Below are 24286 nucleotides of genomic sequence, written 5' to 3'. Positions count from 1 at the left end.
TGCTTTGCGGTTATGGCGGGCCGGGAATCAGTTTTCTTTGTTGAAGGACTGTAAGAATGTCGAGAATTGTCGACGGGCTGACATCCACAGAGCCGTCCAAGAACACACCAAGCCCGCCGTCTCCGATCTCCATTGGGCCACCATTTTCATAAACCGGGTCAAGTGACGCAAGTTCTGCGGGCAGTTCGGGACACAACGGGGTTTCATTCAAGACAAGGTCTACGGCGGCCAGCATCAGTTCTTTTACGGAGTCGAGCGTATCGTCCTCAAGGAGTTGCTCTCGCTGCGCTTCGGGGGCTGTAAGGGTAAGATCAATCAGCTTGAAATAGGCGCAGTTGTTACGCAGCTCGACAGTCGCTTGGGTGGACATGTTCGCCAGAATAGCCCTTTTTTGTTCACCTCGCTGAAAGTCGCGTTCGCTGGTTCGGCTGCATTCGAAGATCGTGATGGTCACGCCCCCGTCCAGACCGATTGCCTCGTCCTGGGCTTGAAAGCTCAAATCATCAAGGCGCACTTGCAGGCCGCAATTGTCGACAATCGCATTGTCAGCCATCCGCTCTGGCACAATTTTCTGTATTTCACGCAGATCGAGAAGAGCGCCCACCCCAATCCGGGTCGGGGCCGCAGCGGTTAGATTCAGATCAAGCGTGTACGGCAATTCCGTATCACGAACCGGTAGGGTCGCGTCGATGTCAAAATGCACCTGTTGAGCGTTGGCATCTCGGGCACCCAGTGCAGCTGCCATCAAAGCCGGTATCAAAAACCAAAGCCTCATTCCGCAAACTCCAATACGCCAAGTTCCTTCAGCCCCCCGAGGACTTTGACTATCGTTTCGGCGCTGACATCCGCGGACCCGACAACGGCTGCCCCCATCCCTCCAGGAGCGATTTCGCGTGTGCCTCCGGATTCATAGATCGGGTCGAGAACGGTGAATTCTTCGGGCAGTGGCGGGCAAACCGGATTGGCTGCCAAAAACTCGCCACCCTTTTCTAAAACGGCTTCGTTAATGCGGTTGGTCAGCCCGAAAAGGTTGGAGATAGCGCCGATGAACCCGCGGGGGTCAAGATCAACTCCTTCAATGCTGAATGTAAGGCATTGGTCCTTTACCACGGCTTTGGCAATCGCAACCGCGTCTACGGTCGCGCCAAAGTAACGAAAGCCTGGTTCTTCATTCCGTTTGCACCGCGTGAATTGGGCACGGGCTGAACCCTCAACCTTTACGGTTTCACCTATGGCGGTAACGTCTCGGATCTCGAGGTATATCTGGCGTTTGCAGCTTTCCTCCAAGGGCCCAGTCAGAATCTGAGGCGCTTTTTCCTGCAATCCGCGCAAGTCCATGAAGGCCTTCAACCGCAAACGGGTTGGGCTGGCTTCTTCGAGGCCGCTGTAGACGGTGAAGGGAACGGGAATATCGCGCAGCGGAACTTCCTTGGTCAGTTTGATCTGAAACCGGCCGGCATAGGTGGCAGGATCAATTCCCGATGTTGCGAATGAAGCAGTGTTATTAGAGCCATCGGCTTGGGTGGCCGTTTCGGACGTTGCACCCTGATCTTGGGCCTTGCTGCCGCATCCCGGCAACATTGCCAACAGAACGCAAATCAGCAGTCCTTTGTTTGTTCGAGATGATGCCATCCCAGATCACCTCTTAAATAGGTAAGTTGCCTCAAGATACTCGCCAGCGTCTCTTAAGCAACTGAAGTATTCAGATTAATTGGTTTGTTCCGCAAAATCCGACTGGCATTGAGGAATGATTGGGTCTCAATCGGGTCAATTGAGGCAAAGGGGCAATCGGCCTCCTCCTCTGGTCCTCCGCCAATGACGGCCTGTTCGTGGGTTTCGACAGGATGGTATCTGTGATGTTATTATTTTCCAGACGCTAGCCAATTGCTGCATTCCGGCCCGAGCTCTGCCAAGGCCCTAGCCTCGTAGCGGGCTTTGTCCTCTTCTGGGAGAACCTCACGCCAACGACCGTTCACGCCACGATGGATGAATGTCTCTGCTCCACCATCCCAAAATATACCGCCTCCAGGGACGGACTTGCTTGCATGTGCTTTCATGTAGTCAAAGGAACAGTGCTTGAGAATCGCATCCCAACGGCTTTCGTCGATCTCAATGTCGAGGAAATCTGCGATGCGGCGAATTTCCCCCGGCATGTCGCGTTTAAGAGCTTCAAAATGGATGAGTTGCACGTTGGGTAGATCGCGTATCTCCCACCATGTTCGAATATTTTCCCAGAAAGGCCACATCGGATAACCATCACTATCCAACCATTCCCTGAAGTACTGAACAGTATCTCGTGTTGGTCTTTCGATCGGTGGGCCTACCCGACCAGGCGTTTCATTCAAAACTTCATACCAAGTGTCGTTCGCATTCGCATGATGGTTATGAAAGCTCCACACTACGTCCCGTCCATCGCGCCCAATGTATATGTATTTGGCTTGTTCGGAAAAAACGAGCGCATCCACTGGCAAATGTGTTTTCAAGAAGCGGCGGTGCGTTTGCGATGCGACTGCTGGCAACTTAACCTCTTTGGGTGGCACCCGAAGGTCTAGCCACGGCGACATCTCGGCGACGTCGAGATCCTCTGCACCATTGAATATCAGCTGAGCGACGATTTGCTGAACCCAAGTCGTTCCGGACTTTGCATAGGTGGCGATGATGATATCGTCATCACGAAATTCAAAATCATTCCACATGGTGGAGTCAAAGTGGTGGTTGTGAAATTCCCGTGTTTTCTTTGGTGATTCAAGCCCGTTCATTTTCCCGATCCCTCCAGCGCCGTAAAAGTATCAGTCTGCCACAAAACGCCAATCCGAGAAAGAATCCGCGGCAATACTAGGTCCTGAAGTTGCTAAGATAGATTGGGCTGAGCACGCGCTTTTCGGGCCCAAAGCGGTTATGCCAAGTTTAACGCCCACCTCTTGCCAGCCCCACTGTTTCCCTGCTCATTTCACGTCTATTTTTTCGGGCGAGATACTCTGGTCGGAATTTGCAGGGATCGCATTTCTGGCTCGGAGCACGCTAAACAGACCAGGTCAGGCGCGGCTGTCAGTCTTCTGTTTTGATCTTCGGTCCGTAACCTCGAATGACCTGGATTTCACACAAGCTTCGAAGCAGCGCTGATCAATCTCACCGGCTTATTTTATAAGGCTGCGACGCGATATGAAATGACGCGAGTTTTGGTTTCAGCGCCACAGCCGCCCATACCGTATTTGCATCGACTTATTGCGCCTGCATCATCGCCGCTCGGAGGAGTTGCGGTCGGTCGGATTGGGACGGTAAGAAGACAGCTTGCGATCCGGCGTCCAAAGCCGAAAGGCTCGCATCATACCACTGCATGGCAAGATCGGGACGTTCCCGCACTCCGAAACCTTCGCGCAGATGGTGTCCGATCAACTCACCGTAGGCTGGCTCGCCCATTGCGACTAGCATTAGTGCGGATCCAACCGCGGTGTCCATGTTGTCCTGACGGTATCCAATTGCCAGGCAGACCTTGCTTGTAGCTGCAAGATCTTCGGGGCTTAGTCCGGACTCCAACGCAAGTTGGCGCATCTGGGTTTCCGCGTCGGTTTTCGAGCTGAGAGACAAGGTGTCAACTTGCGGTGCCAACATGCCACCATACGCGTCGCATTGGGCGCTAACCTGATCCGGCGTCAGCCCCTGGATATCCTGCATCAGATCTTCGCCGTGCGCCATCGCGTAGCTACGAGCAAGGCAGAACTGCTCGCTGAGCGCAAAATCAGGATCGGACATGTTCGACAGTGTTGTGTAGCCGCCATTTGTCGATGTTTGCAGCATTACCCCGCTACAGCGATTGGCCAGCGACGGACCTCCGGTGCCGCCAGAGAACAGGCTCGGCAGGCTGGCTGACTCTGTGTCCGTGGCATTTGTCCCGGGCTCGGTTTCTTGGGGTGTTGCGACCGGGATTGCTTGTGCCGGAGGTTGAGAAGCCGCTGCCAACGCAGAACCCGATTGAACTTGACGGCGGTATTCCATCAGAAGCGGTTGACCCGCTAGCTGGGTAGAGGCTTGTCCGCCGCTTGTCCCCCAATAGTAAGCCTGCATCAGGAAGTCACGCTGATAAGGTTGGAAGTCATACCCGTTCACGGGGTATCCCATTGAGACTTGATAGCGTTCGATTGCTGCACGTGTTCCGCGGCCGACCTGACCATCGACCCGTCCTGCGTTGTAGCCGAAGTAATTTAGTGCAGTCTGAGTCTGCGCACCCTGCGAGGTCGACGGAATGCCCGACCCATAGGTCCGAGTCGTTGTTTGCGTCTTTTTCTTTTGCTGGTCTTTGCCGATTAGATATCCGGCAACGCCGCCGACGACAGCGCCGCCCAAGAAGTCACCTGCGTCAGCCCGTGCTATTTGAGGCGCGGTCGCAGCAAAGGAAAGCGCGATGCCAAGCGTCATAATAAAACGAATGATCATAATTAGCCTCCACTGAAAAAGTCTACTTTCCCTGAGTATAGCACGGCAGATAGTGTTAATGTGATACAAAGGCCGAGCCTCGACCGATGAGTAGGTTAAAACGATCTTTTTACTGCGCTATTAAGTTCTTAGTGAAATACGGCTCATCATTAATAACGGTCCACATTCCTTGAGCCGTCGATTGCCCTATTGGAGCTCGATTCGATGGTTTTGAATTCAGAAGCCATGGCACTTGCCAACCCCGCCATTCCCCTATAAACGCCGCCTCTATCGTCTTCGGGCGAGATTCTCTCGTGGGAGGTTGCTGGGATCGCGATCCCGGATCGGACCACGCAACATAATCTGGTCGGGGCGCGCCCTGACTAAGTTGAAAGGAAAACCAAATGGCCAAGAAGCTTGCTGGTACAATGAAACTGCAGGTTCCTGCAGGTCAGGCGAACCCGTCGCCGCCAGTTGGTCCGGCGCTGGGTCAGCGCGGCATCAACATCATGGAATTCTGCAAGGCGTTCAACGCCAAGACCGCAGACATGGAGCCCGGCGCTCCGTGCCCGACCGTGATCACCTACTATCAGGACAAGTCCTTCACCATGGACATCAAGACGCCGCCCGCGTCTTACTACCTGAAAAAAGCAGCTGGTTTGAAGCCGGTCGGCAAGCGTAACCGCCCCCGTGGTGCAGAAAACCCCGGTCGCGAGACCGTGGCAACTGTGACCTCGAAGCAGGTTCGTGAAATCGCCGAAGCCAAAATGAAAGATCTGAACGCCAACGACGTCGAAGGCGCAATGCAGATCATCCTGGGCTCGGCCCGCTCCATGGGCATCGAGGTGAAGTAAGATGGCAAAACTCGGTAAACGTACCCGCGCTGCGCGCGAAGCTGTCGCCGGCAAGGAAAACCTGTCGATCGAAGAAGCAGTTGCCCTGGTTAAGTCCAACGCAACCTCGAAATTTGACGAGACCATCGAAATCGCGATGAACCTGGGCGTTGACACCCGTCACGCAGACCAGATGGTTCGTGGCGTTGTCGGCCTGCCGAACGGCACCGGTAAAGCGATGCGCGTAGCTGTTTTTGCTCGTGGCCCGAAAGCTGATGAAGCAAAAGAAGCAGGCGCAGATATCGTTGGCGCAGAGGACCTGATGGAAACCATTCAGGGCGGCACCATCGAATTCGATCGCTGCATCGCAACCCCGGACATGATGCCGATCGTCGGTCGTCTGGGTAAGGTTCTGGGCCCCCGCAACTTGATGCCGAACCCCAAGGTTGGCACCGTGACCATGGACGTGAAGACAGCCGTGGAAGCAGCCAAGGGCGGTGAAGTTCAGTTCAAAGCGGAAAAAGGCGGCGTTGTGCATGCCGGTGTTGGCAAAGCGTCGTTTGACGAAGCCAAACTGGTTGAAAACGTCCGTGCATTTGTTTCGGCTGTTGCCAAGGCCAAGCCGTCGGGCGCCAAAGGCACATACATGAAGAAGATCGCTTTGAGCTCGACCATGGGCCCGGGCGTGACTCTGGATGTGGCGGCTGCCGCGGGCGAATAAGCTCGGATTATGTACTTGAAATGAAAACCCAGGTTGCGGAAGCAGCCTGGGTTTTTCAATTTCAGACCTGCCTTATTTCAAAGATAGGCGCGCAGGACGCTGGCTTCACGCGCATTGATTGTTGGGGCTGCGGTGTGCTGGAAGGCATCATTGATAGCTTCTACAGATGGGAAAAGTGCTCTGATTTCAGCTCGCTGAGGAGAGGACAACGCGTATTTAGCGCTCTGCCCGAAATAGAAGCTTTCCGTCAGCGCGCCGTTCGACCGAACAATCTGATGTCGGTCGAACATGAAATGCACATAGGTGATGCGGTCCGTTTCGCGGATCGAAATTCCCGGATGGCCACACAGGTGTTTGGCAGCTACGAAAACCTCGGGGGATCCGAACAGCATGTCGGTCGCTGGTGCCTTGATAAGCACCCGGTGTTCTTGTGATACGATGAGGTCGCGTGTGTTACCGAGCGCCCCGGCCTCGATCAACACGGGAGCAAAGGCACCAACGCCTGACACCTCTGTTGTTCCGATCCACCGCACCGGTTGCAGCCCGTTGTTGCGGGTCCAGACGAGTTGACCGGGTTCAAGGTTCTGCACTTCTTCAACACCATCTGCGGTGTCTATCAGTGTCCCGGCACCAAAACACGTGATGAAGTCGGAATAGCTCGAACTGCCAGTGTTTGAGCCCCCGACTTTGATGTAGGATGTTCCTGGCTCCAGCGGCTCTGAGGTACCATAGCCCCAGACATCCTGAGTAACGCCGTTCTGGGAAAACACATAGACGTCAATCTCGGGACCGGTTGGGTTTCCATTCTCGTCCAGTGCGCGCACCGTGATGATGGACTCAGATTCGACCTGGGTTCCGTTGGCGACAAGCCCACCACCGTCGGTGATGACATGGTCGTCTTCTTGATCATCATTGAACACATTGGGACTGCCACCAGTGTCGTCCAATGTGACCGTTGTCCCTGTGCCGCCGGAATAGACAAAGATCGTTCCGTCCGGTGTATCCGAGTTATTGATGATCGAACCGCCGACGGTGATATCGTTGGCGTCGGCAGAGCCGGGAACGAAGGTGGCGATGAGGCTGGAGCTGTCCTGAGCGAAAAAACTGCGGAGAACCATCTGTGTGATCAACTTTCCTGATACTTGTTACGGCGGCTCAAATGCGGCGAGCTCGCTTTTATCTAAATGGCATAGAGAAAGCGTTAAACCACGCCAGTCAATGTTGTTATACGCATGAACCTGTGCACATTTGCGTCAAAAGGGCCTGAGCAATCTGGATCAACCGTTTTGAAACGCGATCCGCAGCCGGTCGCCTAGCCGATGTCGCCTGTCTTCTTCATATGTGCTGCAGGCGTGTTTAATGTGCCACAAAGACAGCCAGTCTTTCAAAAGGCGCGCGCGCAGGCAGAAATCCAGAATCTCCATGTGAACAGGATGCCGATAGCGACGAAAAAACATGTCTTTGTTGTGTTTCAGAATGCCGGTGCGATCTACGGCGCTGGGTGTTGCGTCGCGAAAGATGTCAGCCTTCAGGAAGTCAACGATGTCATAGACCGCCAGTTTTTCCCGCGCCTCGGTGAAATCCAGGCCAATCATCTCACCTCGGCCGATCAGCAGGTTTTGACCGTGAAAATCTCCGTGCGAAAACACCTGCGTTTCTGGAATGCCTTTTAACAGCAGCGCATCCCTTTCCAGCTTTTTGGTCATTGGTTGACCTTCGTTTCGAATATGGTGTGGCACTTCGGTCAGTAGCGCGTGGATGCCGTCGGTCATCCAGCGCGGGCGAAAGCCGTATTCCTTGGACGGTTGGACGCTGTGAAGATCATGCAACCAAGCTCCGGCGCGGCGGTAGATCTGAGCGACCTGATCGTCATCGGTGCTGTTGTGGATCACATCAATGCAGGTGGGGCGATCGATGAACTCGGTGACAAAGAACATGCCTCTTGGCGACATATAGCAGGGGCGCACCACGCGTGATGCCTTGTGTTTTTCAAATGCCTGGGTCAGGCGCACCAGAAGGTCGAATTCGCTTTGGAGCCGCCCTGTTTCTGGCGAAGCAGTGTCAATTTTCAATGCAAAATGCTGTTTTGGCCCCTTGATCCGTAACACCATGCGGGTTTCGGCAAAGTCATGGGACCTGTACATGCATTCAAATGGTATCACTCCGCTTGCCGCAACATAGCGCGAGAACTCCTCGACAAAGGCAGTGGCGCGTCTGTGTTCATCTTCGGTGAGGGCCAACATGCTTGGGGGCAACCAGAAAGGGGCTAATCAAAGGGTTCTGCGTTTGACAGGACCCCAGGCGGCAGGGCATGTCAATCGCCGCCAAAAGCAATGTCTTGCGAAACCTTCAAACGGGCAATTTACCCCTTGGAAACCCCGCGCATCTGCCCTAAAGAGAACTGCGGAATAAAGCGTGCGATTCGTCGTGCGCTTTATTTCGTTTCGTCCAAGACGGTGGGTGGGTCCATCTGGCCCCTTAATTCCCTGCCTGAGACGGGTAAGACCAAAGAATTCTGAGGGTCCAACCCTCGGGCGCATTTTGGCCAATCCCGTAACAACGGACCTGAACGCCGGAGCGAAAGCTGCGGCAAATATGAGCCGGGGTGAGATATCACCCCTAACTTGGAGAGAACTGTGGATAGAGCCCAGAAAGAGAAAGTGGTCGAGGAACTCGGCCAAATCTTCGAAAGCTCTGGCGTCGTAGTGGTTGCACACTACGCCGGTCTGACAGTTGCCGAGATGCAGGACCTTCGCGCACGTGCTCGTGACGCGGGCGGTTCCGTGCGTGTTGCCAAGAACAGGCTCGCCAAAATCGCCCTTGAGGGTAAGCCGTGTGAAAGCATGGCCGACCTGCTGACAGGGATGACCGTTCTGACCTATTCCGAGGACCCCGTGGCAGCAGCCAAAGTGGCCGAGGACTTCGCCAAGGATAACAAGAATTTTGAAATTCTTGGTGGTGCAATGGGTGAGAACGCTCTGGACCGCAAAGGCGTCGAAACAGTTTCGAAAATGCCGTCTCGCGAGGAGCTTATTGCTTCGATCGTGGGCTGCATTGGCGCACCTGCTTCGAACATCGCTGGCGCGATTGGCGCACCTGCAAGCAACATCGCAAGCATCCTTTCCACCATCGAAGAGAAGGCGGAAGCTGCGTAAGCGGTTGGCACTGAATGATCTGCGTAGGGGAATACCCCTGACGTTGGAACACACACTGTAAACGGAAAGAGCTGATAAAATGGCTGATCTGAAAGCACTCGCAGAAAGCATCGTGGGTCTGACCCTGCTGGAAGCACAAGAACTGAAAACCATCCTCAAAGACGAGTACGGCATCGAGCCCGCAGCAGGCGGCGCAGTTGTCATGGCTGCTGGTGGCGACGCCGGCGGTGCGGCTGAGGAAGAAAAAACCGAATTCGACGTCGTTCTGAAGAACGCCGGCGCATCGAAAATCAACGTCATCAAAGAAGTTCGCGGCATCACCGGCCTGGGCCTGAAAGAAGCCAAGGAACTGGTCGAAGCCGGCGGCAAGATCAAAGAAGGCGTGGACAAAGCAGAAGCAGAAGACGTCAAAGCCAAGCTGGAAGCAGCTGGCGCCGAAGTCGAGCTGGCCTAAGCTTAGTCTCTGGTGCATCGCTGATGCGCCGAAAAATTTGGCTGGGTCCGGAGAAATCCGGGTCCAGCCGAACCTGTCTTAGAAAGGGCCTCATGGATTGGGGTGTTTTCTAAGACGCGGTTCTTGGATCGGGAGGCTGCCTTCGGGACGGTGGCCATGAATTGATCCGGACGTGTCGTCTCGAATGTGCAAGGCGCCGGGGCCCGACGGTGTCTTTGCCCGCTGAGAACATCGAAAGGTGACATCTGACATGGCTCAAACGTTCCTTGGCCAGAAACGTCTTCGTAAATATTACGGCAAAATCCGCGAAGTGCTGGAGATGCCGAACCTCATTGAGGTGCAGAAATCTTCTTATGATCTTTTCCTGCGCTCCGGCGATGCAGAGCAGCCCACTGATGGCGAAGGCATCAAAGGTGTGTTCCAGTCGGTTTTCCCGATCAAGGATTTCAACGAAACCTCCGTTCTGGAGTTCGTGAAATACGATCTGGAAAAACCCAAATATGACGTCGAAGAGTGCATGCAGCGCGACATGACCTACAGCGCGCCGCTGAAGGTCACTCTGCGTCTGATCGTATTTGATGTCGATGAGGACACCGGCGCGAAATCGGTCAAAGACATCAAGGAACAGGACGTGTTCATGGGCGACATGCCCCTGATGACGCCGAACGGTACGTTCATCGTGAACGGGACCGAACGCGTGATCGTGTCCCAGATGCACCGCTCGCCCGGTGTGTTCTTTGACCACGACAAGGGCAAGACCCATTCCTCGGGCAAGCTGCTGTTTGCCTGCCGCATCATCCCGTATCGCGGCAGCTGGCTGGATTTTGAGTTCGACGCCAAGGACATCGTGTTCGCCCGTATCGACCGTCGCCGCAAACTGCCTGTGACAACCCTGCTGTATGCGCTGGGTCTGGATCAGGAAGCGATCATGGACGCGTATTACGACACTGTGTCCTACAAACTGGATAAGAAGAAGGGCTGGATCACACCGTTCTTCCCCGAGCGTGTGCGTGGCACCCGTCCGACCTATGATCTGGTTGACGCGAAATCCGGCGAAGTGATTGCCGAAGCCGGCAAGAAAGTCACGCCGCGCGCGGTCAAGAAGCTGATCGAGGAAGGCGTCGTCACTGACCTTCTGGTTCCGTTTGATCACATCGTTGGCAAGTTTGTCGCCAAGGACATCATCAACGAAGAAAACGGCGCGATCTATGTCGAAGCCGGTGATGAGCTGACCCTGGAATACGATAAGGATGGCGACCTGATCGGCGGCACAGTGAAAGAGCTGATCGACGCGGGCATCACCGAGATCCCGGTTCTGGACATCGACAACGTCAATGTCGGCCCCTACATGCGCAACACCATGGCGCAGGACAAGAACATGGGCCGCGAAAGCGCCCTGATGGACATCTACCGTGTCATGCGCCCGGGCGAGCCGCCCACCGTCGAAGCTGCGTCGGCCCTGTTCGACACGCTATTCTTCGACAGCGAGCGTTATGACCTGTCCGCCGTTGGCCGTGTGAAGATGAACATGCGTCTGGCTCTGGACGCGCCGGATACTCTGCGCACCTTGCGCCGCGAAGACATCGTGGCCTGCATCAAGGCGCTGGTTGAACTGCGTGACGGCAAAGGCGACGTGGACGATATCGACCACCTCGGCAACCGTCGTGTGCGTTCGGTTGGCGAGCTGATGGAAAACCAGTACCGCGTCGGTCTGCTGCGCATGGAACGCGCGATCAAAGAGCGTATGTCGTCGGTCGAGATTGACACCGTCATGCCGCAGGACCTAATCAACGCGAAACCGGCTGCGGCCGCTGTTCGTGAATTCTTCGGCTCGTCGCAGCTGTCGCAGTTCATGGACCAGACCAACCCGCTGTCGGAAGTCACCCACAAACGCCGTCTCTCGGCGCTCGGCCCGGGTGGTCTGACGCGTGAGCGTGCGGGCTTTGAGGTGCGCGACGTTCACCCGACCCACTATGGCCGGATGTGCCCGATTGAAACGCCGGAAGGTCCGAACATCGGTCTGATCAACTCGCTGGCCACCTTTGCCCGCGTGAACAAGTATGGCTTCATCGAAACACCGTACCGCGTCGTGAAAGACGCCGAGGTGACCGATGAGGTTCACTACATGTCCGCGACCGAGGAAATGCGTCACACCGTGGCGCAGGCGAACGCGACGCTGGATCAGAACGGCAAGTTCATCAACGATCTGGTGTCGACCCGTCAGGCCGGTGACTACACTCTGGCTCCGCGCGAGAATGTGGACCTGATCGACGTGTCGCCGAAACAGCTGGTCTCGGTCGCTGCATCGCTGATCCCGTTCCTTGAAAATGACGACGCCAACCGCGCTCTGATGGGCTCGAACATGCAACGTCAGGCAGTTCCGCTGCTGCGCGCCGAGGCACCGCTGGTCGGCACCGGGATCGAGGAGAAGGTTGCGATCGACTCAGGCGCTGCGATTCAGGCGAAACGCGCCGGTATCATCGACCAAGTCGATGCCCAGCGTATCGTTATCCGCGCCACCGAAGATCTGGAACTGGGCGACGCTGGCGTTGACATCTATCGTCTGCGCAAATTCCAGCGGTCGAACCAGAACACCTGCATCAACCAGCGTCCGCTGATCAAGGTGGGTGACACCGTCCAGAAGGGCGAGGTCATTGCTGATGGTCCGTCGACCGATATGGGTGAACTGGCCCTTGGTAAGAACGTGGTCGTCGCGTTCATGCCGTGGAACGGTTACAACTACGAAGACTCGATCCTGATCTCGGAACGTATCGCGCGTGACGACGTCTTCACCTCGGTTCACATCGAGGAGTTTGAAGTCGCCGCCCGTGACACCAAGCTGGGTCCGGAAGAAATCACTCGCGACATTCCTAACGTCGGTGAAGAAGCGCTGCGCAACCTCGACGAGGCCGGCATAGTTTACATCGGTGCGGATGTTGAGCCGGGCGATATTCTGGTCGGCAAGATCACTCCGAAGGGCGAAAGCCCGATGACCCCGGAAGAAAAGCTGCTGCGCGCCATCTTTGGTGAAAAAGCATCTGACGTGCGCGACACCTCGCTGCGCGTGAAGCCGGGCGATTACGGTACGGTCGTTGAGGTTCGCGTCTTCAACCGTCACGGAGTCGAGAAAGACGAGCGTGCGCTGCAGATCGAGCGTGAGGAAGTCGAGCGTCTGGCCCGTGACCGGGACGACGAGCTGGCGATCCTTGACCGCAACATCTATGCGCGTCTGCAGGGCCTGATCCTGGGTAAAACCGCTGTCAAAGGCCCGAAAGGCGTCAAGGCAGGGTCGGTGATCACCGAGGAGCTGCTGGAAACCCTGACCCGTGGTCAGTGGTGGCAGCTGGCGCTGGAAGGTGAGCAGGATGCGCAGATCGTCGAGGCTCTGAACGAGCAGTACGAAGTGCAGAAACGCGCTCTGGATGCCCGTTTCGAGGACAAGGTCGAGAAAGTCCGCCGTGGCGACGACCTGCCCCCGGGTGTGATGAAGATGGTCAAAGTCTTCATCGCCGTGAAGCGCAAGCTGCAGCCGGGCGACAAGATGGCCGGTCGTCACGGGAACAAAGGTGTGATCTCCAAAGTTGTTCCGATGGAAGACATGCCGTTCCTGGCCGATGGTACGCCAGTCGACTTCTGTCTCAACCCGCTGGGCGTGCCGTCGCGTATGAACGTTGGTCAGATCCTTGAAACCCATATGGGTTGGGCCGCACGTGGTCTGGGCTTGAATATCGACGACGCACTGGGTGAGTACCGCCGTTCCGGCGACCTGACCCCGGTTCGCGAAGCGATGAAGCTGGCCTATGGCGAGAATGTCTATGAAGAAGGCATCGCCGGTCTGGACGAGGGTCACCTGATCGAGGCTGCGGGCAACGTGACCCGCGGTGTTCCGATCGCGACCCCGGTTTTTGACGGAGCCAAGGAAGCAGACGTCAACGACGCGCTGGTACGTGCGGGCTTCTCGGAAAGCGGTCAGTCGGTTCTGTTCGACGGTCGTACTGGTGAGCAATTCGCACGTCCGGTAACCGTGGGCATCAAGTACCTGCTGAAACTGCATCACCTGGTGGACGATAAGATACACGCGCGTTCGACAGGGCCGTACAGCCTGGTTACCCAGCAGCCGCTGGGTGGTAAGGCGCAGTTCGGTGGTCAGCGCTTTGGTGAGATGGAAGTCTGGGCTCTGGAAGCTTACGGCGCCGCCTACACCTTGCAGGAGATGCTCACCGTGAAATCGGATGACGTCGCCGGCCGGACCAAGGTCTATGAGTCGATCGTCAAGGGCGAGGATAACTTTGAAGCGGGCGTACCGGAATCGTTCAACGTTCTGGTTAAAGAAGTCCGTGGCCTCGGCCTGAATATGGAACTCCTGGATGCGGAGGTTGAGGAGTAAGGGCCTCGGCCCTTCCTCCCGTCCCCCCTTCCGCAAAATTTGAGGTATCAAAATGAACCAGGAAATCACCAACAACCCGTTCAACCCGCTGACACCGCCGAAAGTCTTTGACGAGATCAAGGTTTCGCTGGCCAGCCCTGAACGGATCCTGTCTTGGTCCTATGGTGAGATCAAGAAACCCGAAACCATCAACTACCGGACGTTCAAGCCCGAGCGTGACGGTCTGTTCTGCGCACGTATCTTTGGCCCGATAAAAGATTACGAATGTCTGTGCGGCAAATATAAGCGGATGAAGTATCGCGGCGTTGTCTGCGAGAAATGCGGTGTGGAAGTCACCCTGCAGAAAGTCCGCCGCGAGCGTATGGGCCACATCGAACTGGCCGCGCCCGTTGCACATATCTGGTTCCTGAAATCGCTGCCGTCCCGCATCGGTCTGATGCTGGACATGACGCTGCGCGATCTGGAACGCGTTCTGTACTTTGAAAACTATGTTGTCATCGAGCCCGGTCTGACCGACCTGACCTACGGCCAGATGCTGACCGAAGAAGAGTACATGGACGCGCAGGATGCCTATGGCATGGACGCGTTCACAGCGAATATCGGTGCCGAAGCCATCCGTGAGATGCTGGCCCAAATCGATCTGGAAGCCGAAGCCGAGCAGCTGCGCGCTGATCTGGCCGAAGCCACCGGCGAACTGAAGCCCAAGAAGATCATCAAGCGTCTGAAGGTTGTTGAATCCTTCCTCGAGTCGGGCAACCGGCCCGAGTGGATGGTTATGACCGTGATCCCGGTCATTCCGCCGGAACTGCGTCCGCTGGTTCCGCTGGATGGTGGTCGTTTCGCGACTTCAGATCTGAACGATCTGTATCGCCGCGTCATCAACCGGAACAACCGTCTGAAGCGTCTGATTGAGCTGCGCGCGCCTGACATCATCGTCCGCAACGAAAAGCGGATGCTGCAGGAATCCGTTGACGCACTGTTCGACAACGGCCGCCGTGGCCGCGTGATCACCGGTGCCAACAAGCGTCCGCTGAAATCGCTGTCGGACATGCTGAAAGGTAAGCAGGGCCGCTTCCGCCAGAACCTTCTGGGTAAGCGCGTCGACTTCTCGGGCCGTTCGGTCATCGTGACCGGGCCGGAACTCAAGCTGCACCAGTGTGGTCTGCCCAAGAAGATGGCGCTGGAGCTGTTCAAGCCGTTCATCTATTCGCGCCTTGAAGCCAAGGGTCTGTCTTCGACCGTGAAACAGGCGAAGAAACTGGTCGAGAAAGAGCGTCCCGAAGTGTGGGATATCCTCGACGAGGTGATCCGCGAACACCCTGTCATGCTGAACCGTGCGCCGACGCTGCACCGCCTTGGCATTCAGGCGTTCGAACCGGTGTTGATCGAAGGCAAAGCGATCCAGCTGCACCCGCTGGTCTGTTCGGCCTTTAACGCCGACTTCGACGGGGACCAGATGGCGGTTCACGTCCCGCTGAGCCTTGAGGCACAGCTGGAAGCGCGTGTTCTGATGATGTCGACGAACAACGTTCTGTCGCCCGCAAACGGTGCGCCGATCATTGTTCCGTCGCAGGATATGATCCTGGGTCTGTACTATGTGACCCTGGAACGCGAGGGCATGCCGGGCGAAGGCAAGGTCTTTGGCTCGATCGAAGAAGTTCAGCACGCGCTGGACGCCGGTGAGGTGCATCTGCACTCGAAAATCACCGCGCGGATCACGCAGATCGACGACGAAGGCAACGAAGTTCAGAAGCGTTTCGAGACCACTCCGGGACGTCTGCGTCTGGGTGCGTTGCTGCCGATGAACAACAAGGCGCCATTCGAGCTGGTAAACCGTCTGCTGCGGAAGAAAGAAGTGCAGCAGGTGATCGACACCGTCTACCGTTACTGCGGTCAGAAAGAGTCGGTTATCTTCTGTGACCAGATCATGTCGATGGGCTTCAAAGAAGCGTTCAAGGCGGGCATCTCGTTCGGTAAGGACGACATGGTCATTCCGAACGACAAGTGGGGCATCGTTGATGACACCCGTGGTCAGGTGAAAGACTTTGAACAACAGTACATGGACGGCCTGATCACTCAGGGCGAAAAGTACAACAAAGTTGTCGATGCCTGGTCGAAGTGTAACGACCGCGTCACCGAGGCGATGATGAGCACCATCTCGGACGTTGCCAAGGCCGAAGACGGGTCGGATCAAGAGCCGAACTCGGTCTACATGATGGCCCACTCGGGTGCGCGTGGCTCGGTCACTCAGATGAAACAGCTGGGCGGAATGCGCGGCCTGATGGCCAAGCCGAACGGTGACATCATCGAAACGCCGATCATCTCGAACTTTAAAGAAGGTCTGACCGTTCTCGAGTACTTCAACTCGACCCACGGTGCCCGTAAGGGTCTGTCGGATACCGCTCTGAAGACGGCGAACTCGGGTTACCTGACCCGTCGTCTGGTTGACGTGGCACAAGACTGTATCGTTCGTGAGATCGACTGTGGTACTGAGCGTGCGATCACTGCAGAAGCCGCCGTGAACGATGGTGAAGTGGTTGCTTCGCTGGCTGAACGCGTGCTGGGCCGTGTGGCTGCCGACGATGTTCTGCGTCCGGGCACGGATGAGGTGATCGTGGCCGCTGGTCAACTGATCGACGAACGTATGGCCGATACCATCGATGAAGCCGGTGTTGCTTCGATGCGCATCCGCTCGCCTCTGACCTGCGAGTCCGAGGAAGGCGTCTGTGCAACCTGCTACGGTCGTGACCTCGCACGCGGCACCATGGTGAACACGGGTGAAGCTGTCGGTATCATCGCCGCCCAGTCCATCGGTGAACCCGGTACGCAGCTGACGATGCGGACTTTCCACATCGGTGGTGTTGCGCAAGGTGGTCAACAGTCGTTCCAGGAAGCCAGCCAGGAAGGTGTTGTTTCCTTCGAGAACCCGCAGATTCTGGTCAATGCCGCAGGCGAAAGCCTCGTTATGGGCCGGAACATGAAGCTGGTGATCAGCGACGAACACGGCGAAGAGCGTGCCAGCCACAAGCTGGGCTACGGCTCCAAGCTGTTCGTCAAGGACGGCACCAAAGTGGCCCGTGGCGACAAGCTGTTCGAATGGGATCCATACACCCTGCCGATCATCGCTGAGAAAGCTGGTACTGCGAAATATGTCGACCTGGTTTCGGGCCTTGCTGTCCGCGACGAGACCGATGAAGCAACCGGTATGACCCAGAAGATCGTGATCGACTGGCGCGCCGCCCCTAAAGGCAGCGACCTGAAGCCTGAGATCATTCTGGTCGGCGAAGATGGCGAGCCGGTCCGCAACGATGCGGGCAACCCGGTTCACTATCCGATGTCGGTGGATGCAATCCTGTCGGTTGAAGATGGTCAGACCATCGAAGCCGGTGACGTTGTTGCGCGTATCCCGCGTGAAGGCGCCAAGACCAAGGATATCACCGGTGGTCTGCCGCGTGTGGCCGAACTGTTCGAAGCGCGTCGTCCGAAAGATCATGCGATCATTGCAGAAGCCGATGGTTACGTGCGCTTTGGACGCGACTACAAGAACAAGCGCCGCATCAGCATCGAACCGGCCGACGAGTCCATGGAGACCATCGAATACATGGTACCCAAGGGCAAGCACATCCCGGTCGCCGAAGGGGACTTCATCCAGAAGGGTGAATACCTGATGGACGGTAACCCGGCTCCGCATGACATCCTGTCTATCATGGGTGTCGAAGCGCTGGCGGATTACATGATCGACGAGGTGCAGGACGTCTACCGCTTGCAGGGCGTGAAGATCAACGACAAGCACATCGAGGTCATCGTGCGCCAGATGCTGCAGAAGTGGGAGATCCTGGATTCAGGCGACACCACCCTGCTGAAAGGCGAGCATGTCGACAAGCAGGAGTTCGACGCGGCCAACGAGAAGACCATCGCCCGCGGTGGTCGTCCGGCACAGGGCGAACCGATCCTCTTGGGGATCACCAAGGCCTCGCTGCAGACGCGTTCGTTCATCTCGGCGGCGTCGTTCCAGGAAACCACTCGTGTGCTGACCGAAGCTTCGGTTCAGGGCAAGAAAGACAAGCTGGTTGGCCTGAAAGAGAACGTCATTGTCGGTCGTCTGATCCCTGCCGGTACTGGTGGAGCCACCCAGAGTGTGCAGCGGGTAGCTCAGTCGCGCGACAACGTGGTGATCGAAGCCCGTCGGGAAGAGGCCGAAGCGGCCGCTGCTCTGGCTGCGCCCACTATTGATGACGACATGGTTGGTGACGAGTTGGATGTTCTGGTCGAAACACCGGAGAGCCGCGAGTAAGCGATCCTATATGGTTAAGATCAGGCCCTGCGATTTCGCAGGGCCTTTTCTTTTGGTCGGCAGGCATGACTGGTCGTGAAATGGGGGTTCGGCCGAGCCACCACGGGTTTTGCTGTTTGCAACAGGTCTATTGCATCTTTGGGGTGTGTACCCCTTGAGTAGATGCAACTCACGATATAGTACTTGAGGCAAAATTGTTTGAAAGTATTGAGTTTATCTATGGCTACAGAGCAGAGTTCGTTTCAGGATCGTATTGAGCGTATAGAGAAGAAAGCAAAAGAAACCGCCAGCAAAGCGCCACCTCCGAGAGTCGAAAGTATCTGGCAACGGCTAGGATACCCCGCATCGTTTATCGGGGCCTTTTTTCTTGGTATTTTTGCGGCCTTCCTGACCCGTTACATTCAGTATCACTTGGTCGGTGTCCCAGGCAGTGGCCAGTTGGGTGTTCAGGAGATCATTGGTATCGGCCTTGCTAGCTGTGCGGGCTTTTTCGTTTCATTCTTTCTGAAAGACCGGCAAAAGGAATTTGCCAGTTGTGTTACAGCGGGTGTACTTCTGACAACCTTCACCTACCACAATCTGGTTTGGGAATATCCTGACGTCTTTGAACGGGTATACGGAAAGGATTGGGTGGAATTTGTCGAAAAACTGACCGAGCCATCCAGCTTGTACGTGTTCGGTAACGTTATCAAACTGAGCTGACCGGGTTTGGCTCCAGCTTTGCCATATTGACTTCCCCTTTCGGACCCTGGCCAATACCGCGCATTACCCCGTGTGGAGCTCACGCAGAATGACCCCGAATGTGAAAGGCGCGCTGCTGATGATGGGCAGCATGGCCGCCTTTACGATAAATGATGCGTTGATCAAGGCCGCTGGGGCGGATTTGCCGCTGTTCCAGATGGTGGCCATGCGCGGGGTGCTGGCCACGGTTCTGGTGTATCTGCTTGCGCGTCATCTGGGTGCATTGCATTTGAACTTCCCGCGTCAGGATAAATGGCTTGTGGTTTTGCGTTGCCTGACGGAACTGTCTGCCACCTTCTTTTTTCTGACAGCGCTGCTGCACATGCCATTGGCCAATGTAACTGCGGTTCTGCAGGCCCTGCCGTTAACCGTGACTTTGGGTGCGGTCCTGTTTTTTGGCGAACACATTGGATGGCGCAGGGTTATGGCCATCTTCATGGGGTTCGCTGGGATGTTGTTGATCGTACGTCCCGGACCGGATGGGTTCAGTGTTTACTCAATCTATGCTCTGATCGCCGTCGCATCGGTCACGGCCCGCGACTTGATAACCCGGCGCATGTCTCACCGGGTGCCGTCTCTGACCGTGACTTTGGCAACTTCGTTGTCAATCACATTGGCGGCAAGCGTTGCAACATTGCTCACCGGATGGACTCCGATCCCGCAAGATGCGGGGCTGATGGTGGCGTCTGCGGCGATTTTCGTGCTGGCGGGCTATTTGTTCAGTGTGATGGTCATGCGGGCTGGTGACGTCGGGTTCATTGCCCCGTTCCGCTATTCCAGCCTGATCTGGGCGTTAGGTCTGGGCTGGGTCATGTTTGGGGACTGGCCCGACACGATTACGATGATCGGAGCAGCTTTGGTTGTCGGGGCGGGCTTGTTCACTTTATTCCGCGAACGTGTCAATCACGCGGCCGAGTGAATTTTCCGAACCGCATCCTGCTCGATGGCGAAACGCGCGATGAACTCACCTTCCTGTTCAGGTGTCAGGGGCAGCAGTTCGGCCTTGCTGTTGCGGGCATGAGGGGAATCATTGAACTGGTTCAGGGTTCGCACCCACATCGGAGCATCCGGGTAGCTGACAACGGGCATGAAGTTTCCGATCCGGTGATGGGCGAAATTCATGATCGTCAGCTCACAACCGCCGCGCACATACATGCCCATCCCCACCCCCAGAAGCGGCTGGTATTTCTGAGCGGCAAGAATGCCGTCAGGACCGAAACGCGCGAGAAAGCCGCTGTTATAGTCAATTGTGACCGTCCGGTTGTTTTCGATTAGCCCCTTGGCCTCGTCAGCGGCAATGCGAAGGCGCTCAACGAAATCCACTGACACGGCGTCGTCGTCATCGTGACGGAATTGCAGGCAGGGCGCATCGGGGTTGTTACGCGCAGCGTTCAGTACCTCTTTCATCACCTTGCGTTGCCGCATCGGCTCGCGGGCGATGATCCTGACCTGTTTCATGCCGGCCGTCAGGTCGTGCAACCGGTCTAAGGAAGGTTTTGGCAGGCACTCCCCTGTTACGATGAGAAACTGAAAATCCTCATCGGTCTGCTCCTTGAAGCAGGGCAGGGTGGTGGTTTCGAATAGGCGAAAGCGTTCTTCCAGCCGAGCAGGATTATAGAGGTACTGCCTGCGTTCTTCGATCGTGTCATGCTCTACCTGAAAGCCACCATAGGCAGGATAGGAAAAGCGGCACAGGCCGATAACTTGCATGATTCATCCGTGGCTCAGACTGGTAACGGGACTATGCCCTTGCGGCCTGAGACCCGCAACAACTGTCGCTCTGGAAATCCCCATTGCGCGCTGATAAGTCCATGCTTACTGGCCTGCTCGGTGCCAATCGGGTGTACTGTTGACACTCGGGCCGACTCCCCCTATTACGCGCGTCATCTCGGTGCCGGGGGCCGCCCCATAACCGATTCCAGTAATGAACTGGTCAAGGCCCGGACAATTTTGCAGTTCGCGCCCTCTGATAACCAACCGCGACGTTCACCTCGGAATGGGAACGCTCGCGGGTTTTGCGCTTGTGGACGCATGAGTGCAGCGAATTTAACCGCACGCAACCGCGTGCATGTCATGTGTGTTGCAAAACGGGGAAGAAACCGGAATGCCAACTATTCAACAGCTGATCCGCAAGCCGCGGCAGCCCAAAGTAAAACGCTCGAAGTCCATGCACCTGGAGCAGTGCCCGCAGAAACGCGGCGTCTGCACCCGCGTGTACACCACCACACCGAAGAAGCCGAACTCGGCTATGCGTAAGGTTGCCAAGGTGCGCCTGACCAACGGGTTCGAGGTCATCTCGTACATCCCCGGTGAAAGCCACAACCTGCAGGAGCACTCGGTTGTTCTGATCCGTGGCGGCCGTGTAAAAGACCTTCCCGGTGTGCGTTACCACATCCTGCGCGGTGTTCTGGATACTCAGGGCGTCAAAGACCGTAAGCAACGCCGTTCGAAATACGGCGCGAAGCGTCCCAAGTAAGAAGGAGAGGCTGATATGTCACGTCGTCACGCCGCCGAAAAACGCGAAGTCCTGCCTGACGCCAAATTTGGCGACAAGGTACTGACAAAATTCATGAACAACCTGATGATCGACGGCAAGAAGTCGGTCGCAGAGCGCATCGTTTACAACGCCTTTGACCGCGTTGAGAACAAGGTAAAGCGCGCTCCTGTCGAAGTGTTCCACGAAGCGCTCGACAACATCAAACCGTCGGTCGAGGTTCGCTCGCGCCGGGTTGGTGGTGCAACCTATCAGGTTCCGGTCGAAGTGCGCCCCGAGCGCCGCGAAGCACTGGCCATCCGCTGGCTGATCACTGCTGCGCGCGGCCGCAACGAAAACACCATGGAAGAGCGCCTTGCAGGCGAGCTGCTGGACGCCGTTCAGTCCCGCGGTACTGCCGTCAAGAAACGCGAAGACACCCACAAGATGGCCGAGGCGAACAAAGCCTTCAGCCATTATCGTTGGTAATCCGAGAGGCTGAGACCAATGGCACGCGAATATCCGCTCGAACTGTACCGTAACTTCGGTATCATGGCGCACATCGACGCAGGTAAGACCACCTGCTCGGAGCGTATCCTGTATTACACTGGTAAATCCCACAACATCGGTGAGGTGCACGATGGTGCAGCCACCATGGACTGGATGGAGCAGGAGCAGGAACGCGGCATCACCATCACTTCGGCTGCGACCACCACCTTCTGGGAGCGCACCGAGGACGGTCAGACCGCCGATACCCCCAAGCACCGCCTGAACATCATCGACACCCCCGGCCACGTTGACTTCACCATCGAAGTCGAACGCTCGCTGGCGGTTCTCGACGGTGCCGTCTGCGTTCTGGACGCAAACGCCGGTGTTGAGCCCCAGACCGAAACCGTATGGCGTCAGGCTGACCGCTACAAGGTTCCGCGTATGGTTTTCGTCAACAAGATGGACAAGATCGGCGCTGACTTCTTCAACTGCGTCAACATGATCGAAGACCGCACCGGCGCACGCGCTGTTCCGGTTGGTATTCCAATCGGCGCAGAAACCGAGCTGGAAGGCCTGATCGACCTGGTCACCATGGAAGAGTGGCTGTGGCAGGGCGAAGATCTGGGCGCAAGCTGGATCAAAGCTCCGATCCGCGACAGCCTGAAGGACATGGCTGACGAATGGCGCGGCAAGATGATCGAAGCGGCCGTCGAAATGGACGACGACGCGATGATGGAATACCTGGAAGGCAATGAGCCCGACGTTCCGACCCTGCGCGCCCTGCTGCGCAAAGGTACGCTGGAAATCGCGTTCGTTCCGGTTCTGGGTGGTTCGGCCTTCAAGAACAAAGGTGTTCAGCCGCTGCTCAACGCTGTGATCGACTATCTGCCCAGCCCGCTGGACGTTGTCGATTACATGGGCTTCAAACCCGGCGACGAGGAAGAAGTTCGTGACATCGCCCGTCGTGCAGACGACGACATGGCCTTCTCGGGCCTGGCGTTCAAAATCATGAACGACCCCTTCGTTGGCTCGCTGACCTTCACCCGGATCTACTCGGGCACCATGAACAAGGGTGACTCGATCCTGAACTCGACCAAAGGTAAGAAAGAGCGCATCGGTCGTATGATGATGATGCACTCGAACAACCGGGAAGAGATCGAAGAAGCGTTTGCAGGCGACATCATCGCGCTGGCGGGTCTGAAAGACACCACCACCGGTGATACTCTGTGTGATGCGAAAGATCCGGTGGTTCTGGAAACCATGACCTTCCCCGATCCGGTGATCGAGATTGCGGTTGAGCCCAAAACCAAGGGCGACCAAGAGAAGATGTCTCAGGGTCTGGCCCGTCTGGCCGCTGAAGACCCGTCCTTCCGTGTGGAAACTGATCTGGAATCCGGTCAGACCATCATGAAGGGCATGGGCGAACTTCACCTGGACATCCTGGTTGACCGTCTGAAGCGTGAGTTCAAAGTTGAAGCGAACATCGGTGCACCGCAGGTGGCCTATCGCGAAACCATCTCGATGCCGGTCGAGCACACCTACACCCACAAGAAACAGTCGGGTGGTTCGGGTCAGTTCGCGGAAGTCAAGCTGGAGATCCAGCCGACCGAAGCAGGCGAAGGCTATTCGTTCGAAAGCCGCATCGTTGGTGGTGCCGTGCCGAAGGAATACATCCCGGGTGTTGAAAAAGGCATCAACTCGGTCATGGATAGCGGCCCGCTGGCTGGCTTCCCTGTGATCGACTTCAAGGTTGCCCTGCTGGACGGTAAGTTCCACGACGTTGACTCGAGCGTTCTGGCGTTCGAAATCGCATCGCGGATGTGTATGCGTGAAGGCATGCGCAAAGCTGGCGCGAAACTGCTGGAACCGATCATGAAGGTCGAAGTGATCACCCCGGAAGAATACACCGGCGGTATCATCGGCGACCTGACCTCGCGTCGGGGCCAGGTGTCTGGTCAGGAACCGCGCGGCAACGCAATCGCGATCGACGCGTTCGTTCCGCTGGCGAACATGTTCGGCTACATCAACACTCTGCGTTCGATGTCGTCGGGCCGTGCCCAGTTCACCATGCAGTTCGACCACTACGATCCGGTTCCGCAGAACATCTCGGACGAGATCCAGGCGAAATACGCATAAGCGAAGATTTGAGGGAGCTCCGGTCAGGGGCTCCCTTCATTACCGAAAAAGGAGGCCATCATGGCAAAGGAAAAGTTTGAGCGTACAAAACCGCACGTCAACATCGGCACGATTGGGCACGTTGACCACGGTAAAACCACGCTGACCGCAGCAATCACCAAGTATTTCGGTGACTTCAAAGCGTATGACC

At 56.5% G+C, this 24286-nt stretch carries 19 protein-coding genes; 12 read left to right on the top strand and 7 right to left on the bottom strand.

Translation table 11 applies throughout. The annotated features are described in order from the left end of the window. Positions 1 to 10 precede the first annotated feature (10 nt). The 4 genes from GOW93_RS18860 to GOW93_RS18845 all read right to left on the bottom strand — a co-directional run bounded on the left by GOW93_RS18860 (position 11) and on the right by GOW93_RS18845 (position 4434). Complete coding sequence (locus tag GOW93_RS18860) at positions 11 to 775, bottom strand: hypothetical protein (protein ID WP_170387633.1); 765 nt, start codon at positions 773 to 775, stop codon at positions 11 to 13. Next, positions 772 to 1632 carry a hypothetical protein gene (locus tag GOW93_RS18855; protein ID WP_170387631.1) on the bottom strand — a complete coding sequence of 287 codons (861 nt, stop codon included), beginning with the start codon at positions 1630 to 1632 and terminating at the stop codon, positions 772 to 774. The genes GOW93_RS18860 and GOW93_RS18855 overlap by 4 nt, the downstream gene beginning before the upstream one ends. A gap of 230 nt (positions 1633 to 1862) precedes the next feature. Continuing rightward, entirely contained in the window at positions 1863 to 2759 is an 897-nt protein-coding gene (locus tag GOW93_RS18850; protein ID WP_170387629.1) for a sulfotransferase domain-containing protein, read from the bottom strand. Positions 2760 to 3222: 463 nt separating this feature from the next. Further along, complete coding sequence (locus GOW93_RS18845) at positions 3223 to 4434, bottom strand: peptidoglycan-binding domain-containing protein (RefSeq protein ID WP_170387627.1); 1212 nt, start codon at positions 4432 to 4434, stop codon at positions 3223 to 3225. A gap of 383 nt (positions 4435 to 4817) precedes the next feature. On the opposite strand from GOW93_RS18845, the gene rplK reads away from it, so the two are divergent. After that, positions 4818 to 5267, top strand: a complete 450-nt coding sequence (gene rplK, locus GOW93_RS18840; RefSeq protein ID WP_010440985.1) for a 50S ribosomal protein L11 — start codon at positions 4818 to 4820, stop codon at positions 5265 to 5267. 1 nt (position 5268) lies between these two features. After that, positions 5269 to 5967: a 50S ribosomal protein L1 gene (rplA, locus tag GOW93_RS18835; protein ID WP_170387625.1), complete on the top strand. Its 699-nt coding sequence runs from the start codon at positions 5269 to 5271 to the stop codon at positions 5965 to 5967. A 77-nt stretch (positions 5968 to 6044) separates the two neighbouring features. Here rplA and GOW93_RS18830 read toward each other — a convergent pair whose 3' ends face one another. Further along, positions 6045 to 7085 (bottom strand): Hint domain-containing protein, encoded by a 1041-nt coding sequence (locus GOW93_RS18830; protein ID WP_170387623.1) that lies wholly within the window; start codon positions 7083 to 7085, stop codon positions 6045 to 6047. A 159-nt stretch (positions 7086 to 7244) separates the two neighbouring features. Beyond that, complete coding sequence (locus GOW93_RS18825; protein WP_170387620.1) at positions 7245 to 8210, bottom strand: aminoglycoside phosphotransferase family protein; 966 nt, start codon at positions 8208 to 8210, stop codon at positions 7245 to 7247. Between the two features lie 393 nt (positions 8211 to 8603). Here GOW93_RS18825 and rplJ point away from each other — a divergent pair, with 393 nt between their 5' ends. The 6 genes from rplJ (at position 8604) to GOW93_RS18795 (ending at position 19917) form a co-directional block, all read left to right on the top strand. Continuing rightward, complete coding sequence (gene rplJ / locus GOW93_RS18820; RefSeq protein ID WP_170387618.1) at positions 8604 to 9122, top strand: 50S ribosomal protein L10; 519 nt, start codon at positions 8604 to 8606, stop codon at positions 9120 to 9122. Between the two features lie 79 nt (positions 9123 to 9201). Continuing rightward, complete coding sequence (gene rplL / locus GOW93_RS18815; RefSeq protein WP_008204003.1) at positions 9202 to 9576, top strand: 50S ribosomal protein L7/L12; 375 nt, start codon at positions 9202 to 9204, stop codon at positions 9574 to 9576. Between the two features lie 250 nt (positions 9577 to 9826). After that, complete coding sequence (gene rpoB / locus GOW93_RS18810; protein ID WP_170387616.1) at positions 9827 to 13963, top strand: DNA-directed RNA polymerase subunit beta; 4137 nt, start codon at positions 9827 to 9829, stop codon at positions 13961 to 13963. 52 nt (positions 13964 to 14015) lie between these two features. Beyond that, positions 14016 to 18257 carry a DNA-directed RNA polymerase subunit beta' gene (rpoC, locus tag GOW93_RS18805; protein ID WP_170387614.1) on the top strand — a complete coding sequence of 1414 codons (4242 nt, stop codon included), beginning with the start codon at positions 14016 to 14018 and terminating at the stop codon, positions 18255 to 18257. Positions 18258 to 18455: 198 nt separating this feature from the next. Then, positions 18456 to 18959, top strand: coding sequence for a hypothetical protein (locus tag GOW93_RS18800; RefSeq protein ID WP_170387612.1), 504 nt, complete (start codon positions 18456 to 18458; stop codon positions 18957 to 18959). Positions 18960 to 19047: 88 nt separating this feature from the next. Next, positions 19048 to 19917, top strand: a complete 870-nt coding sequence (locus GOW93_RS18795) for a DMT family transporter (RefSeq protein WP_170387610.1) — start codon at positions 19048 to 19050, stop codon at positions 19915 to 19917. Here GOW93_RS18795 and GOW93_RS18790 read toward each other — a convergent pair. After that, the gene (locus GOW93_RS18790; RefSeq protein ID WP_170387608.1) at positions 19902 to 20708 is read right to left on the bottom strand and encodes a putative rhamnosyl transferase; all 807 of its coding nucleotides are present in this window, start codon (positions 20706 to 20708) and stop codon (positions 19902 to 19904) included. The two genes, GOW93_RS18795 and GOW93_RS18790, sit on opposite strands and share 16 nt — an antisense overlap. A gap of 394 nt (positions 20709 to 21102) precedes the next feature. Between GOW93_RS18790 and rpsL the strand changes: the two genes are divergently transcribed. The 4 genes from rpsL to GOW93_RS18770 form a co-directional block, all read left to right on the top strand. Continuing rightward, positions 21103 to 21474 (top strand): 30S ribosomal protein S12, encoded by a 372-nt coding sequence (gene rpsL / locus GOW93_RS18785; protein ID WP_005621086.1) that lies wholly within the window; start codon positions 21103 to 21105, stop codon positions 21472 to 21474. Positions 21475 to 21489: 15 nt separating this feature from the next. Further along, positions 21490 to 21960, top strand: a complete 471-nt coding sequence (gene rpsG / locus GOW93_RS18780; protein ID WP_010441203.1) for a 30S ribosomal protein S7 — start codon at positions 21490 to 21492, stop codon at positions 21958 to 21960. Positions 21961 to 21978: 18 nt separating this feature from the next. Next, positions 21979 to 24096 carry an elongation factor G gene (gene fusA / locus GOW93_RS18775; protein WP_170387606.1) on the top strand — a complete coding sequence of 706 codons (2118 nt, stop codon included), beginning with the start codon at positions 21979 to 21981 and terminating at the stop codon, positions 24094 to 24096. Between the two features lie 60 nt (positions 24097 to 24156). Further along, positions 24157 to 24286, top strand: a 130-nt coding sequence (locus tag GOW93_RS18770) for a GTP-binding protein (protein ID WP_254443686.1), incomplete at its 3' end; no start/stop codon positions are given.

The organism is Ruegeria atlantica (assembly GCF_013032455.1).
Lineage (GTDB): Bacteria > Pseudomonadota > Alphaproteobacteria > Rhodobacterales > Rhodobacteraceae > Ruegeria > Ruegeria atlantica_B.
Note: the sequence above shows the minus strand (reverse complement) of the source record. Positions and strands in the feature narration are given on the sequence as shown.

Coding starts and splice junctions, on each gene's coding strand:
- GOW93_RS18860 (WP_170387633.1), bottom strand. CDS start 775: ATGAGGCTTTGGTTTTTGATACCGGCTTTGATGGCAGCTGCACTGGGT.
- GOW93_RS18855 (WP_170387631.1), bottom strand. CDS start 1,632: ATGGCATCATCTCGAACAAACAAAGGACTGCTGATTTGCGTTCTGTTG.
- GOW93_RS18850 (WP_170387629.1), bottom strand. CDS start 2,759: ATGAACGGGCTTGAATCACCAAAGAAAACACGGGAATTTCACAACCAC.
- GOW93_RS18845 (WP_170387627.1), bottom strand. CDS start 4,434: ATGATCATTCGTTTTATTATGACGCTTGGCATCGCGCTTTCCTTTGCT.
- rplK (WP_010440985.1), top strand. CDS start 4,818: ATGGCCAAGAAGCTTGCTGGTACAATGAAACTGCAGGTTCCTGCAGGT.
- rplA (WP_170387625.1), top strand. CDS start 5,269: ATGGCAAAACTCGGTAAACGTACCCGCGCTGCGCGCGAAGCTGTCGCC.
- GOW93_RS18830 (WP_170387623.1), bottom strand. CDS start 7,085: ATGGTTCTCCGCAGTTTTTTCGCTCAGGACAGCTCCAGCCTCATCGCC.
- GOW93_RS18825 (WP_170387620.1), bottom strand. CDS start 8,210: ATGTTGGCCCTCACCGAAGATGAACACAGACGCGCCACTGCCTTTGTC.
- rplL (WP_008204003.1), top strand. CDS start 9,202: ATGGCTGATCTGAAAGCACTCGCAGAAAGCATCGTGGGTCTGACCCTG.
- rpoB (WP_170387616.1), top strand. CDS start 9,827: ATGGCTCAAACGTTCCTTGGCCAGAAACGTCTTCGTAAATATTACGGC.
- rpoC (WP_170387614.1), top strand. CDS start 14,016: ATGAACCAGGAAATCACCAACAACCCGTTCAACCCGCTGACACCGCCG.
- GOW93_RS18795 (WP_170387610.1), top strand. CDS start 19,048: ATGACCCCGAATGTGAAAGGCGCGCTGCTGATGATGGGCAGCATGGCC.
- GOW93_RS18790 (WP_170387608.1), bottom strand. CDS start 20,708: ATGCAAGTTATCGGCCTGTGCCGCTTTTCCTATCCTGCCTATGGTGGC.
- rpsL (WP_005621086.1), top strand. CDS start 21,103: ATGCCAACTATTCAACAGCTGATCCGCAAGCCGCGGCAGCCCAAAGTA.
- rpsG (WP_010441203.1), top strand. CDS start 21,490: ATGTCACGTCGTCACGCCGCCGAAAAACGCGAAGTCCTGCCTGACGCC.
- fusA (WP_170387606.1), top strand. CDS start 21,979: ATGGCACGCGAATATCCGCTCGAACTGTACCGTAACTTCGGTATCATG.